Annotated in this window: 10 protein-coding genes; 6 read left to right on the top strand and 4 right to left on the bottom strand. The window is 72.0% G+C overall.

What is annotated here, in order from left to right:
* Positions 1 to 7: 7 nt before the first annotated feature.
* Positions 8 to 700 carry a response regulator transcription factor gene (locus CLV67_RS32495; RefSeq protein WP_106325283.1) on the top strand — a complete coding sequence of 231 codons (693 nt, stop codon included), beginning with the start codon at positions 8 to 10 and terminating at the stop codon, positions 698 to 700.
* The gene (locus tag CLV67_RS32490) at positions 697 to 2,142 is read left to right on the top strand and encodes a HAMP domain-containing sensor histidine kinase (protein ID WP_106325281.1); all 1,446 of its coding nucleotides are present in this window, start codon (positions 697 to 699) and stop codon (positions 2,140 to 2,142) included. The genes CLV67_RS32495 and CLV67_RS32490 overlap by 4 nt, the downstream gene beginning before the upstream one ends.
* A 5-nt stretch (positions 2,143 to 2,147) precedes the next feature.
* Here the strand turns inward: CLV67_RS32490 and CLV67_RS32485 are convergent, their stop codons facing one another.
* Positions 2,148 to 4,292 carry an MMPL family transporter gene (locus tag CLV67_RS32485; RefSeq protein ID WP_106325279.1) on the bottom strand — a complete coding sequence of 715 codons (2,145 nt, stop codon included), beginning with the start codon at positions 4,290 to 4,292 and terminating at the stop codon, positions 2,148 to 2,150.
* Positions 4,293 to 4,567: 275 nt separating this feature from the next.
* Between CLV67_RS32485 and CLV67_RS32480 the strand changes: the two genes are divergently transcribed.
* The gene (locus tag CLV67_RS32480; RefSeq protein ID WP_106325277.1) at positions 4,568 to 5,773 is read left to right on the top strand and encodes a monooxygenase; all 1,206 of its coding nucleotides are present in this window, start codon (positions 4,568 to 4,570) and stop codon (positions 5,771 to 5,773) included.
* Between the two features lie 576 nt (positions 5,774 to 6,349).
* On the opposite strand, the gene CLV67_RS32475 is transcribed toward CLV67_RS32480, so the two are convergent.
* Positions 6,350 to 7,015: a response regulator gene (locus tag CLV67_RS32475; RefSeq protein WP_106325275.1), complete on the bottom strand. Its 666-nt coding sequence runs from the start codon at positions 7,013 to 7,015 to the stop codon at positions 6,350 to 6,352.
* A 316-nt stretch (positions 7,016 to 7,331) separates the two neighbouring features.
* Here CLV67_RS32475 and CLV67_RS32470 point away from each other — a divergent pair, with 316 nt between their 5' ends.
* The 3 genes from CLV67_RS32470 (at position 7,332) to CLV67_RS32460 (ending at position 14,291) form a co-directional block, all read left to right on the top strand.
* Positions 7,332 to 10,427 carry an FtsX-like permease family protein gene (locus tag CLV67_RS32470; protein ID WP_203737652.1) on the top strand — a complete coding sequence of 1,032 codons (3,096 nt, stop codon included), beginning with the start codon at positions 7,332 to 7,334 and terminating at the stop codon, positions 10,425 to 10,427.
* The gene (locus CLV67_RS32465) at positions 10,424 to 13,489 is read left to right on the top strand and encodes an FtsX-like permease family protein (RefSeq protein WP_106325273.1); all 3,066 of its coding nucleotides are present in this window, start codon (positions 10,424 to 10,426) and stop codon (positions 13,487 to 13,489) included. The genes CLV67_RS32470 and CLV67_RS32465 overlap by 4 nt, the downstream gene beginning before the upstream one ends.
* A 253-nt stretch (positions 13,490 to 13,742) precedes the next feature.
* Positions 13,743 to 14,291 carry a hypothetical protein gene (locus tag CLV67_RS32460; protein ID WP_106325271.1) on the top strand — a complete coding sequence of 183 codons (549 nt, stop codon included), beginning with the start codon at positions 13,743 to 13,745 and terminating at the stop codon, positions 14,289 to 14,291.
* A gap of 74 nt (positions 14,292 to 14,365) precedes the next feature.
* On the opposite strand, the gene CLV67_RS52170 is transcribed toward CLV67_RS32460, so the two are convergent.
* Both CLV67_RS52170 and CLV67_RS52825 read right to left on the bottom strand, forming a co-directional pair.
* A complete protein-coding gene (locus CLV67_RS52170) occupies positions 14,366 to 14,515 on the bottom strand; it encodes a hypothetical protein (RefSeq protein ID WP_170154080.1) in 150 nt (49 codons plus the stop codon).
* A 93-nt stretch (positions 14,516 to 14,608) separates the two neighbouring features.
* Positions 14,609 to 14,827, bottom strand: a 219-nt coding sequence (locus CLV67_RS52825; RefSeq protein WP_211304166.1) for a hypothetical protein, incomplete at its 5' end; no start/stop codon positions are given.

The following is a 14,827-nucleotide window of genomic DNA, read 5'->3' as shown; positions in this document are numbered from 1 at the left end:
GGCCGCCGTGCGGATCCTGATCGCGGATGATGACGCGGCCATCCGTGAGTCGCTCGAGCGAGTGCTTCAGGTCGAGGGTTACGACACCAGCACCGTCGCCAACGGTCTCGCCGTGCTCGACGGGGTCGATGGGGTGGGCGGTGACACGCTGGATCTGCTGATCCTCGACGTGATGATGCCCCGCCTCGGCGGGTTGGAGACCTGCCGGCGTTTGCGGGCCGCGGGCCGGGATCTGCCGGTGCTGATGCTGACCGCCCGTGATCAGGTCTCCGACCGGGTCACGGGGCTGGACGCGGGCGCCGACGACTATCTGCCCAAGCCGTTCGCCACCGAGGAGTTGCTGGCCCGGGTCCGGGCCCTGCTGCGCCGGCGCACGAGCCCCGACGGGGAGTCGCAGATCCTGTCGTACGCCGACGTCCGGCTCGATCCCGACAGGTTCGAGGCGTGGCGTGGCGGGCGGCCGCTGCGCCTGACCCGGACCGAGTTCTCCCTCCTGCAGGTTCTCCTGCGCAACGCGACCCGGGTCTTGACGCGTGACGCGCTGTTCGAGGCGATCTGGGGTTTCGACATGAGCACCACCGCCAACAACCTCCAGGTGTACGTGAGCTACCTGCGCCGCAAGATGGAGGCCGAGGGCGAGCCGCGATTGATCTACACGCTGCGCGGCCTGGGATACACGTTGCGGGAGACTCCTCCGTGAGCGGGCACGCCCTCCGGGACCCGCGCCGCTTGACCCGATGGTGGCGCCGGCGGTCCCTGCGGACCCGGATGACGGTGATCGCGGCGACGGCCATCGCGGTCAGCGTGTTCGCGGCCTTCCAGGTGGCCAGCGAGCTACTGGACCGGGAGCTGCGGAACACCGCCGAGAATCAGCTGCGCGCCGACTCCCGCGTCCTGGCGGCGAACGCGGAGCGCGCCGGTCTGGCGCGGGTTCAGCTTCCGCCGTACCCGGGATCCGGCCGGCTTTTGCGAATCATCCTGCCCGACGCCTCGACCCGGACGCCGGCCGGCCAACCCGAGCTGCCCCCGGTCAGTGAGCACGCCGGACGCGTGGCGCGTGGCGCGTCAGCCGACCTGATGGAGTCGAAGGACAGCGACGACGACGGCTACCGCATCTACACGCTGCGGGCGGGCGACGGCGCGGTGCAGGTGGCCCATCTCGCCGACGACAGCCCGATCAACCGGTTCGGGTTCGGCATGCTGCTGATCGGGCTGCTCTGCGTGCTCGGCGGCGCCCTTGTCGGGCGGACCGTGGCACGGACCGGACTGGCGCCGATGGACCGGCTGACCGCCGCCGCGGTACGTGTCGCGAACACTCAGGATCTCGACGCCGACATCCCGGACGAGGGTGGTGGGGAGATCCGGCGGCTGATCCAGGCGATCAACGACATGCTCGCCGCGCTCCGGGATTCCCGGCGGGCCCAGCGGCTGCTCGCCGAGGACGCCGCCCACGAACTCAAGACCCCGCTCACCAGCCTGCGCCTCAACATCGAGCTGCTGGTACGCCTCGACCGGCGCGGCACTCTCGACACCGCCCTCTCGGCGGAGAGCCGGACCCGGCTGCTCAACGATCTCGGCGCCCAGGTGGCCGAGTTGAGCACCCTCGCCGCCGAACTGACCGACCTGGCGCGCGGTGACACAAGCGACGAGAGCACCGAGCTGGTGGACCTCGCCGACGTGGTGGTGGCCGCCGCGACCCAGGCGCGTTCCCGCGTGCCCGACCTCGAGGTCGCGCTCGACGTGACCTCCGTGTGGGTGAGCGGGCGTCCCGCCGCCCTCCAGCGAGCGGTCCTCAACCTCGTCGACAACGCCGGCAAGTGGTCCCCCGCGGACCAGCCGGTCCAGGTCCGGCTCGGTGCCGAGGGCGCGTCGGTGGTGCTCGAGGTCGACGACGCCGGGCCGGGCATCGACGCCGCCGACGTACCGCGGGTGTTCGACCGGTTCTACCGTGCCGACAGCGCCCGGGCGTTGCCGGGATCCGGTCTCGGGCTGTCGATCGTGCAGCGGGTCGTTCATGCCCACGGCGGCCGGGCCACCGTCGCCCGCTCCGCACGCGGTGGCGCTCTGCTCCGGGTCGAACTCCCGGCCGCGGTGTCGACCCCTGCGAGGCTCCCCGCAGGGGAGGACACCGCGATGCGCTGACCCGCTCACCGCTGCAGGGCGAGCTCCTCGTCGTCGGCGAGCGGCTGTCGCCGGTTCGGCGGCTCCGCGTCCGGGCGGGACAGCCGGCTCGGCCACCAGATCCGCCGGCCGATCAGCAGGGTGAGGGCGGGCACCAGGACCGACCGCACCAGCAGGGCGTCGAGCAGCACGCCGAAGGCGACCAGGAACCCGACCTCGATCAGCATCACCAGCGGAAGTGTGGTGAGGACCGCGAACGTGGCGGCCAGGACCACGCCGGCCGAGGTGATGACGCCGCCGGTGGCGGAGAGGGCCTTGAGCATGCCCCGTCCGGTGCCGAGACGCACGGTCTCCTCCCGCGCCCGGCTGGCCAGGAAGATGTTGTAGTCGACGCCGAGCGCCACCAGGAACAGGAATGCCAGCAGCGGGACCGCATAGTCGATGCCCTTGAACCCGAGGATCGTGTCGAAGATGAACACGCTGCCGCCGAAGGCCGCGGCGAAGGAGACGATCACGGTGGCCATCAGGACCAGCGGGGCCACGATCGCGCGCAGCAGCAGCCCGAGGACGATCAGGACGACGACGAGCACCAGCGGGATCACCAGCTTCTCGTCGCGGCCGGTGGTGACCTCGGTGTCGAGGTTCTCCGCGCTCGGCCCGCCGACGATCGCCTGCGCCCCGGTCACCGCGTGCACGGCGGTGCGTACCCGCTTGATCGTTTCGTACTCCGCTACGGTGTCCGGCGCGTCCGTCGGGAACACGGAGATGTCGGTCCAGCCACCGACGGTCTGACCCGGGATGGCAACGGCCACACCCGGGGTGCCCTTGACGATGTCGAGCACCCGCTCCTGGTACGCCGGCCGCGTGAAGACCGTCATCGGCTGTCCGCCGAGCTCCGGGAAGTGCTGGCGGAGAACGGTGAAGCCGGTGACCGATTCCGGCGCGGACAGGAACTGGTCCTGCTCCCGCAGGGCGCCGGTGTTACCCGTCAGACCGATGGCGAGCACGCCGAGGACTCCGAGCGAGCCGAGCGTCGCCACCCACCGGCGGCGGCTGATGGCGGTGCCGAGCCGTCCCCACAGCCCCGGCTTCTCCGCCGCGGCCGTACTGAACCGGGGGATGGCCGGCCAGAAGATCCGCCTGCCGAGCACCACGAGCACCGCCGGGAACAGGGTCAGCATGGCCAGCAGCGCGCACAGGATGCCGGCCGCACCGATGGGACCCAGCCCGCTGGTGCTGTTCAGGTCCGCGACCAGCAGGCAGAGCAGGCCGGCGGCGACGGTGGCCGCGGACGCGACGATCGCCGGCGCCGCGCCGCGGAGCGCGTGGACCATCGCGACCCGGACGTTCTCGTGGTGGTGCAGGGTCTCCCGATATCGAGCGATGAGCAGCAGCGCGTAGTCCGTGCCGACGCCGAACACCAGGATCGTCAGCAGCGCCGAGTTCTGGTCGTTGACCACGATGCCGAAGCCCTTGACGAGCAGGTAGACGGTCGCCATCGCCGTCAGTGCGGCCGCGCCGACGACCACGAGCGGGATGAACCACAGCACCGGGCTGCGGTAGGTGAGGATGAGCAGGACGGTGACGACGATGACGGTGGTGAGGAAGACCTGCAGGTCGATGCCGTCGAAGACGGCGTCCATGTCGCCGTCGACCGCGGCCGGGCCGGTCACCTCGAGTTCCAGACCGGCGGGACGGTCTTTCGCGGCGTCACGCAACGGGCCGACGATGGCCTCCGGTCCGCCGTAGGTCGTGCTCACGTCGAGGGTGAACATCATCGCCTCGCCGTCGGTGGAGAGTCTCGTCGGCGGACCGTCGTCGTCCTCGGCGGCCACCGCCCTCGGCGGGTACCGCTTGGCGAGGGTGTCGTAGTGGCGCCCGACCGCCGTGCGGTCGGCACCGGTCATGCCGCCGGCGCGGTGGTACACGAAGACGAAGGTGTTGTCCTCGCCGCCGGGGAGACTGTCCTCCAGGACCGCCACCTTGGTGGACTCGGCACTGGCCGGCAGGGTGTCCACGGCTCGGTCGGTGGTGACCGAGCTCAACTTTCCGCTCAGCGGCACCATGACCGCCGCCAGCGCCACCCATAGGCCGATCACCAGCCACGGCACCCATCGGCCTGCCAGCCGACCGGGCGGCGCTTGCCTGGACGGCGCTGCGTCGAATTCCATCAATTGCCTCCTGCGTACGGGTTACGTCGCTGATCTGAGGCCGACTTCGTACCGAGCGAATCTGAGACGACCGTTAAGACGGTGCTCAGCCCGGGTGTTCTGCAGCCGGCGCGCCCAGCCGCGTACACGTGGAGTTGCGAGCCCGGCTCCCGGCCACGGTTTGGTGCGGGTGCCGAACGGCGCTCCGGAGAGTGGTACCGCGGTACCGCACCCCTCACGAGAATGACGACCGCAGTACGACGAGACGGGACGGAATCGGACCTAGCTTTCGAGGCATGACGAAACCTGACAGCCCACGGTGGAAACTAGGGGCGGGCGCCATGGTGCTGGTGACGGCGTTCACTGCCGCCGCCTGCGGGTCGGACACCGACAACAGTGCGGCGCCCGCCGCGACCGGCCCGCACAGCGCGCACGCGGGCAGGCCGTCGGCTCCACCACAGCCGCTGCGCGCCGGCGAGCGGTTCGCCGACCTGAGGATGGCCGAGGCCTACACGCCCGCGCCGCCGGCGGGCGGCGGCTCGGACGAATACCGGTGCCAGGTGATCGATCCGGGCCTGACCAGGACGGCGTTCCTGACCGGGACCCAATTCGCACCGGAGAACGTCGCCATCGCGCACCACGCCATCGTGTACGCGGTGCCGCCCGGCGGCGCTGCCGCGGTGCGCAGGCAGGACGCGAAGGCCCCCGGTCTCGGGTGGCAGTGTTTCGGCGGGACCGGCGTGCCCGGCGCCGAGGTCGAAGAGGGCGACGCGGCGTGGGTGGACACCTGGGCGCCGGGCGCCACGGAGACGCTGCTCGACCAGGACGCGGGTTACAAGCTGGAGCCGGGCAGCCTGCTCGTCCTTCAGATCCATTACAACCTGCTCGCGACCGACGGCAAGCCGACCGGTTCGGACCGCTCGGCGGTGCGGCTGCGGCTGACGGACGGCACGCCGCAGACCCGGGAACTCGAGACGTGGTCGGTCGACGCTCCGACCGATCTGCCCTGCGCCGCCGACGAGTCGGGTCCGCTCTGTGACCGGGCGGCCTCGATCGCCGACGTGACGAAGCGGTTCGGGCCGGAGGTCGGCGAAATGGCGGACCGGCAGGTGGAGGAGTGCGGCCGCGGCGTGCCGAAGCCCGGTGACACCCAGACCTGCGACCACGAGGTGGAGGCGCCGATGACGCTGTTCGCCGGTTTCGGTCACATGCACATGCTGGGGCGGGCCTTGAAGGTCGAGCTCAACCCGGGCACGCCGAATGCCGAGGTCGTCCTGGACGTGCCGCAGTTCGACTTCGACAACCAGCGGCTCATGAAGCTGCCGTCGCCCGTGGATGTCGGTCCGGGGGACACCCTGCGGGTGACGTGTACGCACGACGCGGGGCTGCGCAGACAGGTGCCGCAGCTGAAGAAGCTGCCGCCTCGCTACGTGGTGTGGGGCGACGGCACCAGCGACGAGATGTGTACGGGCATCATGACGGTCTCCCGCCGCAAGTCCTGAGCAAGTGCCGGACGTGTGTGAGCTCCCTGAGCCCGGCGAGCCGGAAACAGCTTCAGGGGCGGGGTCAGAACCGGTCAGCCGTACTTCAGTCACGGAATCGCGTTGCCGAAGGGTGCGTGAGATACGGCTCCGGACGTTGTCTGGTCACTTTGCTGGCAGCCTCCGATGGGGGTGTGGCCGGGGTGCCTTACCGGCGGTTTCGGCGGATGCTGCGGAGAGTGGTTCGGTGTGCTGTTGTCGTCGCTTCGGGGTTGCCGTGTCGTCGGGGTCGCACGGTGGCGTTGTCGGTGTGCTCGTGACGCTGTGGCAGCGGCGGTGGAATCACACGCCGGCGATGTGTGGTCGTTGATTGTCGTCCTGGCGACTACCGGATCGCACGCTGGCGTTGTGTGTGCGCCGACCGTCGCGGGGCCCCGCGGGTGAGCGGCTCGCCGGGCGGGCGAGCCGTTCTGAGCCGGCTGACCACCGCGCGAATCCGTGACCCACATTCCGCTGACCGGGCACGCGCCCTGACCGCAGAGCTTCTGGACCGGCCTGTCCCCAGCGCAGACTGCCAGACCCGACTACGAAAGGTGGCTAAGCCGGCCGGGTGAGTCTCAGGTCGTAGGCGAGGATGACGGCCTGGATCCGGTCCCGCGCGCCGATCTTGGCGAGGACCCGCCCGACGTGGGTCTTCACCGTCGACTCCGACAGCGTGAACCGCTGCGCGATCTCGCCGTTGGTGAGGCCATGGCCGATGGCGACCAGGACCTCACGCTCACGGCCGGTCAGGAAGTTCAGCCGGGGATCCTTTCGCACGGGGCCGCAAAGGTCATCGTCGAGCCGGTCGGCGAACGCGTCGAGCAGCCGCCGGGTCAGCGCCGGCGCGATCACCGCGTCCCCGGCGGCGACGGCCCGGATACCGGCGAGCAACTCCTCCGGGCGGATGTCCTTGAGCAGGAAACCGCTGGCCCCGGCCCGCAGCGCGGCGAACGCGTACCGTTCCACGTCGAACGTCGTCAGCACCAGGATCCGCGAACGTCCACCGGCTGCGACGATGCGCCGGGTGGCCTCGATTCCGTCGACGCCCGGCATGCGGATGTCCATCAGCACCACGTCGGGACGCAGCTCGGTGATGCGCCGGACGGCCTCGGCGCCGTTCTCGGCCTCGCCGACGATCTCGGTGTCGGGCGTGCTCTCCAGCAGCATGCGGAACCCGAAGCGCTGCAGCGGCTGGGCGTCCACCACGAGCACAGAGATCATGAATGGTTCCGCCTTTCACGGTCGGATGTACGGTCCGGTCGCCGTCCGGCGAGCGGACGGCGCCGACCGTGCCGCCGTAGAGCGCGGCGCGTCCGGCGGTGCCGGCGGGGCCGAGACCCGCGTCGCCCGGCGATGCCCATTTCATACCGAGCGAACCTGAAACGACCGTTAGAACGGCGATCACCGAACGAGACAGGACGTAGTGACCAGATCGTCCGGCCAAGTCATGGTTCATCCAGGCTCGCCGCAGATCCACAATGCCCCCATGTGCTGTGGCCATCGCGTAGCCTGCCCGTTGATCGGGGGAGGGTGGAGTTTGTTCGCGCTCGTTTTCGACGCGGTGCGGGCGCGAACCGCGCAGGTGCTGGCGATCTTTGTGCTGACCGCGCTGGCCGCCGCCGTCGCCGCCGCCGGTCCCTGGTATGCCTACGCGTCCGCGACCCGCGCCGCCGAGGCGCAGCTGAGCGCCGCATCGGCGGCCCAGCGCAACATCTCGATCCAGACCGAGACCAATACCCAAGGTGACGCGGCCGACGCGCTCCGCCGGTTCGCCGACATCGCCGCCGGTGGGCTGCCCAGGTCCCTGGACCAGCCGGTGCGCGGGATCCGGCTGCGGGTGAGTGTCACCCGGCCCGGCGGAGACGCGAACATGGCGGTCGCCTACCGGGACGACCTCTGTCAGCACGTCCGCCTCGACGGGCCCTGTCCGTCCGCCCCCCTCCAGATCGCGGTCAGCAACGCCACCGCCCAGAACCTGGGGCTGGAGACCGGTGACAAGCTGACCCTGCTGGACCGGTCGAGCACCCCGTTCCAGTTCATCGTCGTCGCCCGTTACTCGATGCGCGATCCCGCGGACCCGTACTGGGGCAATCCGCTGTTCCGGGCCGAGGTCCCCGGACTGGATCCGGTCTTCACGCCGGTCGAGACGTTCGGTTCCGACCAGTTCCCGGAGCCGACGCTCACCTATGACGTCCAGGTCCCGCCTGACCTGATCCGCGGTGACGGCGCGCAGCGCCTCGGTGTCGCGCTGGCCGATGCCGAGGCTCGGCTGAGCCTGGACCGGCTGCGGATGATCACCGGCGTCGAAACGGTGCTGGAACGCATCGCCGGGGACCGGGACACGGTGCGCCGCGGCGTTCTGACCGCGGGCCTGCAGACGCTGATCCTCACCTGGTTCGCGATCGGGATCGCCGGGCGCTGCACCGGCCGGGACCGGCGTACCGATGTGGCACTGCTCAAACTGCGCGGCTTGAGCCGGGGCGGAATCCTGCGGCTGGCCTGGGGACAACACCTGGTGCCGCTGCTGCTCGGTGTGCTGGTCGGTGCGCCCGCCGGGCTTCTGCTCGCCGGTGCCCTGGCCGGGCCGGTGCCCCCGGGCGACCGGGGCGCCACGCTGCTGCTCGTCGGAGCCGCCGTCGCCGCCGTACTGCTCGGCGGCCTGCTCGTGCTGATCCTCGGCGAGGCGCTGGTGCTTCGGCAGCCGGTCGCGGTGCTGCTGCAACGCTCGGCGACGGGACGCGCCGACTGGCGCTCCACCCTGGTGGACACGGTGCTGGCCGCCGTCGCTGCCGCCGCGGTCTACCAGGCCCGCTCCGGCGGGGAGGAGGACGGCCTCAAGGCCGCCGCGCCCGCGCTCGCCGCGCTGGCCGTGGCACTGCTGGCCGCGCGTCTGCTCGTACGCGTCGCCGACCGGGCCGGCGGCGCGGCGTTGCGTGGCGGGCGGCTCCGGCTCGGCCTCACCGCCGTCCAGGTCTCCCGGCAACGCGGCGCCGACCGGGTGTTCGCCCTGATCGTGGTGGCGGTCGCCAGCTTCGCCACGGCGGCCGGTGGGCTGGCCGCCGACCGTACCGTCCGGGCCGAACGCAGCGCCGCGGAGCTGGGCGCCGCCCGGGTGCTCAAGGTGGAGGCGCCGAACCGTACTGCCCTGCTCGCGGCGGTCCGGCGGGCCGATCCGGGCGGCCGGGAGGCGATGGCTGTGGTCGCCGACACCACGACCATCCCGCCGGTGCTGGCCGTGGACACCACGCGGCTCGCCGCGGTCGCCGAGTGGCGCCCCGAGTTCGGGCCGGCCGGCCTGCTCCCGGACGCAGCGGCGGCCGGCGGCGTGAAGCCGCTGCCGGTGGTCACCGGCGACCGGTTGACCCTCCGGACGCGGCGCGAGGGCGCCGCCCCGGTCACTGTCGAGCTGCTGCTCCAGCACGAGGGCACCGGCCTGCCGGTGCAGGTCGACTTCGGTGTCCTGGGCGCGGGGGAGGGTACGGTCTCGGCACCGGCGCCCGGATGCGCCGCCGCGCCCGGCTGTCGCCTGGTCCGCTGGGGGCTGACCGCGCCGGGCTGGACAAGCAAGTCGAGCCCGCTCCCGCCGGACACCGTGGTGACGTTGCGGAGCCTGCGGCAGGACGGCCCGGCGGCAGAGGTCCTGGACTCCGTCCGGTTCGGCGACATCGGCTGGTGGCGGCCCGCCGTCGGGGGCGTCGCCATCGACATCGCCGCGACCGGAGACGGCCTGCGGCTGTCCGCCGACCGCAACGAGCTGGGAGTGCCGGTGAGTGGCACCGAGGTCTGGGCGTCCGACACCGCGATGCCGCTGCCGGTGGTGCTGGCCGGCGAGGCTCCGGCCGAGTGGCGGCTCACCGATCCGCTGCTGAACTCGTTCGGCCGGGTCCCGGCGCGGGTCGCGGGCACCGCGCGGGCCCTGCCCAGGCTGGGAACGACCGGGATCCTCGTCGACCTGGACGCCACCCGCCGCGTCTCGGGGGAGAGCGAGCCGCCCGGGGAGTTCCAGGTCTGGCTCTCCGCGGGCGCCCGCCCGGGCCTGGTGGCCGACCTGATGGCGGCCGGGCTCATCGTGATCACGGACGACAGCGCCGCGGAACGATCCGTCGTCCTCGGCCACCAGGGACCGGCGGCCGTCGCGCGGTTCGGGTTGCTGGCCGGCGTGGCGGCGCTGCTGCTCGCGGCGGCCACGACAGCCGTCGCTGTCGCCGTCGACCGGCCCATGCTGCGCGGGCAGCTCGACGCGCTGCGCCTGCAGGGACTACCCGCCCCGGCCGCGGTCACCACCGGTTATGCCGGGACGGCCGCTCTCCTGCTGGCCGGTCTGTCGGTCGGTGTGTTCGCCGCCTCGCTGGTCGGGCCGCTCACCCGGATCGTCGTGCCACCGTTCACCGACGGCTGGGCGGTGCTGCCGCCGCCGGCCACGCTCAGCGGCGCTGTGCTCGCGCTCTCCGCGCTGGTCGCCCTCGTCATGCTCGGCGTGACCGGGTGGCTGTCGGTGCTGCCTCTCCTTCGCAGCCTGCGAGCACCCGGCTCGGCGCCGTCCGCGGCGCCGCCGCCTGACCGGCATGCCGGCGGCGTGCCGGCCGGCACCGCGGCCGGTCGCGGAGCCGATCCGAAAGAGGACGGTCGATGATCTCGCTGGTCTTCGTCATGCTCAGGCACCGCCGCGGACAGGCCGTCACCCTGGCGCTGCTCGGCCTGCTGGCGGTCACCTCCGCGGTCGCCGCGCCGGCCTATCTGATCGCGGTCGACCGTGCGGTCGCCGTCGGGCAGATTGCCACCGCCGCACCGAACGAGCTCGGCTTGATGGCGAGCGTGGTGAAGGACGAGCGCGTCGCCACCGAGGATGACGCCCCGGACCCGAGCCAGGCGGAGCAGGAGGGGTTGCAGTTCGGCGACGTGGCCACGGCGCTGGTCGCCCTCCCCGGCTTCACCTACGTCTACTCGGCGGAGTACTGGGTCATCGGCATCGACCCGAACCCGGCGAACGCCGGGCGCTTCGTCTACCGCCAGGACGTCTGCGCCCACCTGCGGATCCTGACCGGCCGCTGCCTGGCCGCCGAGGGCGACGTACTGCTCGGGGAGCACACGGCGCAGCGGCTGAACCTCGAGGCAGGCGACTCGATCGAGCTGCGCTCGGCCGTGCCGAGCCCGGATCCGCGGAAGAAGGACTGGCTACCGGACGGGAAACCGCGGCGTCTTCTGATCGCCGGCACGTACCGGGTGACCGAGCCCAGCGCCAGCTTCTGGGGTGCCCGCCCCTACTTCACCGCGACCCCGGAGACTGGCCCGGGCGAACCGATCTTCACCGCCGCGGTGACGCAGCAGACGATGGACCACGGCCGGATCACGCTGGCGATGGACGGCCGGGCCGGCCCGGCCGCGTTGCACCCCGACCGTCTCGGCCAGCTCCGAGCCGACCTGCAGAGGCTGGGTCAGACCACCGCCGACGTCGGCCTGGCGGTGCAGATCGACACCGGCATGACGGCACTGCTGGACCGTATCGACATCGGACAGTCGTCGACCCGGCTGCTCGTGCCGGTGCTGGCCGTGCCACTGATCCTGCTTGCCTGCTTCACCATCTTCCTCACCGTCGGCTACGGCCTCGAGGGGCGGCAGAGCGAGTTGGCGGTCGTCGCGCTGCGTGGCTCGCGATGGTGGACGCGGTGGTGGCTGGCGGCCGGCGAGAGCCTCATCGCGGTCCTGGCCGGCGCCCTGTGCGGCTGCCTGATCGGGCAGCTGCTGGTCGACGCGGTCGCGGCGATCGTCTTCCCGGACGGCGGCGTCCCCTCCGGCTGGAGCTCCCTGCGCTTCGCCCCACTGGCCGCGGGGGCAGCGCTGCTGTCCGTGATGGTGGCCCAGCGCCGCCAGTTCGTCGGCTCGGTCGCCGGACTGCTGCGCCGAAACCCCTCCACCGCCAACGGCCGGTGGACGATCGCGGCGGAGGCGCTCGCCGTACTCCTCGCCATCGTCGCCTCGGTCCAGCTCGTACTCTCCAAGGGTTCGCTGACCGGGGTCGGCCTGTTCGCACCCGCCATCCTGATGCTCGCCCTCGGTCTGCTCGCCGCCCGCGCCCTGCTCCCTCTGATCAGCCGGTACGCGGTCCGCGCCCTGCACCGCGGGCGTGTCGGTGTCGCCCTGGCCGGTCTGCAGCTCGCCCGGCGACCCGGCGCCGCCCGGCTCTTCGCACTGCTGGTGGCCACCGTGGCCGTGGCCGGGTACGCGACCTGCGCGGTGGACACCGCCGCCGCCGGCCGCGCCGTCGAGGCGACCCTCGGCACCGGTGCGGACCGGGTCCTCACCGTGCAGACGGCACAACCCCAGCAGTTGCTGGCCGCGGTGCGCCGGATCGACCCGGACGGTGACTTCGCCATGGCGGTCACCCGACTGCCCCCGGGCGGCTCCGCCGACGAGGCTCCCGGCCTGGCCGTGGACTCCACCCGGCTGGCGGCTGTCGCGGCGTGGCCGAGCGACGGACCCGGCCCGGCCGAGGTCGCCGGCCGGTTGCGCCCGGAGTTGCCGGCTCCACCGGAGTTCCCCGGCCCGGACATCGCCGTCGACGTGTCGGCGTCCGGCCTGGTACCGGGCACGAAAGGCCTGCGGCTGCAGGTGTCGGTCTCGTCGCTGAACGGGATCGGTGACGCGGTGATCGAGCTCGGCGAGTTGCAGAACCGGTCGGCCACGTACAAGCAGAGGATCGCGGTCTGCCAGGAAGGATGCCGGATCGACGGTATCGGGTTCGCCCGGACCGGCTCGTTCCCCATCACCGCGGAGGTGGTGCTCCAGGGGCTGCGCGCCACCGTCCCGGACCGGGAAGCGTTGCCGGTGGCCCAGCTGGCCGACCCGAACGGCTGGCGGGCGGGCCCGGAGGTGCGGCTGGCGCAGGCGCCGGACGGCCTGCGGCTCACCTTCGCCGAATCGGTCGGCGACTCCCCGTTCGTCTGGATCAAGCCGGCCAGCACCCCGGCCCAGATCCCGATCGCCGTGGCCGGTGGCCGCCTCGCCGACGACGTCATCAGCGGCCTGGACGCCAAGCCCATGCTGACGACCAACGCCGAGACCCTGCCGGTCGTGCCCCAGCTGGGCCGCCGGGCCGTCGTGGTCGACCTCGAGTACGCGGACCGGATAACCCTGAACGCCGGCCTCGGCAACGCGCCACAGATCTGGCTCAACGCGGCGGCACCGCCGGACATCCTGGACCGGGTCTCGGCACAGGGGCTCACCGTCATCGCCGACGTCCGCTCCGATCAGGTACGCCGCCGTCTCGAACAGCAGGGGCCGGCGCTGGCGCTCGGGTTCCACGTGCTGGCCGGCGCTCTGGCCGTACTGCTGGGAGCGGGCGCACTGGTGCTGGCGGCAGCGGTGGACCGCCACCGCCGGGGCGAGGACCTCTCCGCGCTGCGGACCCAGGGGCTGCGTCCCGGTCCGGCCGGACAGGCGATGCTCTGGACGTACCCGGCACTCGTCGCTGTCGCCGTAGTGATCGGACTGCTGGTCGCGGCCATCGCTTGGCTGGTCACCGGCTGGGCCCTGCCGCTCGCCGGCCCGTACCCGCCGGATCTCCCACTGCCCGGCCGGCCGCGGTTGACCGTGCTGCTCCCGGTCGGTGCGGTGGTCCTGCTGGTGCTCACGGCCGTGGCCGTCGCCACGGGACGCGACCTGCGCCGACGTGTCATGCACCGGGGAACGCCCTGACACAGGAGTGTGCCCCTCGCCGACATCCTTCGACATGTCCGGGCCGCCTGCCGGCGGAAACGGTCTGAGAACGGACGCCGATTGTTTGGGTGCTTTCCGGGCGGGTTTGCGACGATCATCGGCCTTCTACGGCCAAGGGCACGGCGGGACCGTACAGCAGATTGCCGCCCGATTCGGATGCCGGACCGATCCGTGTAGGCGCCCGGCGATGGGGTAGCCGGGCGTGGACAGCAACTCGAGTTCGGAGGACCCTTTGGCGAAAGATACTCTCTCCCGTTCCCTGCACGACGTCGGTCTGGCCGCCTGGTTCGGCGGCACCTTGGCCAACGCCGTCGCCCTGAATCCGGCTGCCGCGGAGGCGGACACCGCGAACGGCTCCGGTCGCGTGGCCAACAGCGGCTGGAACAAGTGGACACCCGTCAACGCCGCCGCGATCGGCGCGCACCTGGCCGGCAGCGTCGGTGAACTCGTCGGCAACCGGTCCCGGTTGGCCGTCCAGCGTGGCGCCGGATCGACCGCGTTGACCAAGACCGCCCTGACCGTGGCGGCGCTGGCCGTTACGGGGTACAGCCGGTTGCTCGGCCGCAGGGTCGCCGCGCAGCCCGCGGTGCCGGTGCTGGCCGGCACCGAGCCCGCCGCCAGCACACCCGATGACGTGTCCAAGGCGCAGAAACAACTGTCCGTGCTTCAGTGGATCGTCCCGGCGCTGACCGGCGCGCTGATCGTGGTCACCTCGCTGGCTGGTGAGCAGCAGCGGGCGAGTGAGGTGAAGAAGGGCTTCGTCGCCCGGTTCACCGGCTGAGCCACCTCGGTGGCGACGACCGAGGCCGCCCGGCTCCCGATCATCATCGGGGACCGGGCGGCCTCGGTCTGGATTCACGGCGGCCCCTCGTGGTCCAGGCCGCCGGTGAAGCGACCCGGGCTCTCCGGCTCGCCGTCGTCCCCTTCCTCCTGTTCGACCTCGGTCGACTCGTGTTCCTCGGCGAAATCGCCGGTCGTCTCGTCAGGGTCTCCAATGGGCTCCATACAGGGCGTCTGCCCGTCGCGTCGGCCCATAAACGGACCGCGGTGATACAACACGCTGACACACGACGGTGCGGCCGGACGTTACGGACTGTGTCAGGGCCTCGCGGCTTCGTTGGCTGACGGGCCGAGCTTGGCGTCGCCCGGAGCGGCCGAACCGGCGAGGTCGGCGGCGTCGACGGTGCCGTCGGGATCATCTTCGACCGTCAGGCTGCCTAGATGTACTGGCCACGGACGTTGGTAACGCTGCGGAAGTCCTGAAATAGGCGAGGACCTCCGGGTGAGGTGGAGCTGTCTAAGGTTCCGTTTCACCCG

The organism is Actinoplanes italicus (assembly GCF_003001815.1).
Taxonomy (GTDB): domain Bacteria; phylum Actinomycetota; class Actinomycetes; order Mycobacteriales; family Micromonosporaceae; genus Actinoplanes; species Actinoplanes italicus.
Note: the sequence above shows the minus strand (reverse complement) of the source record. Positions and strands in the feature narration are given on the sequence as shown.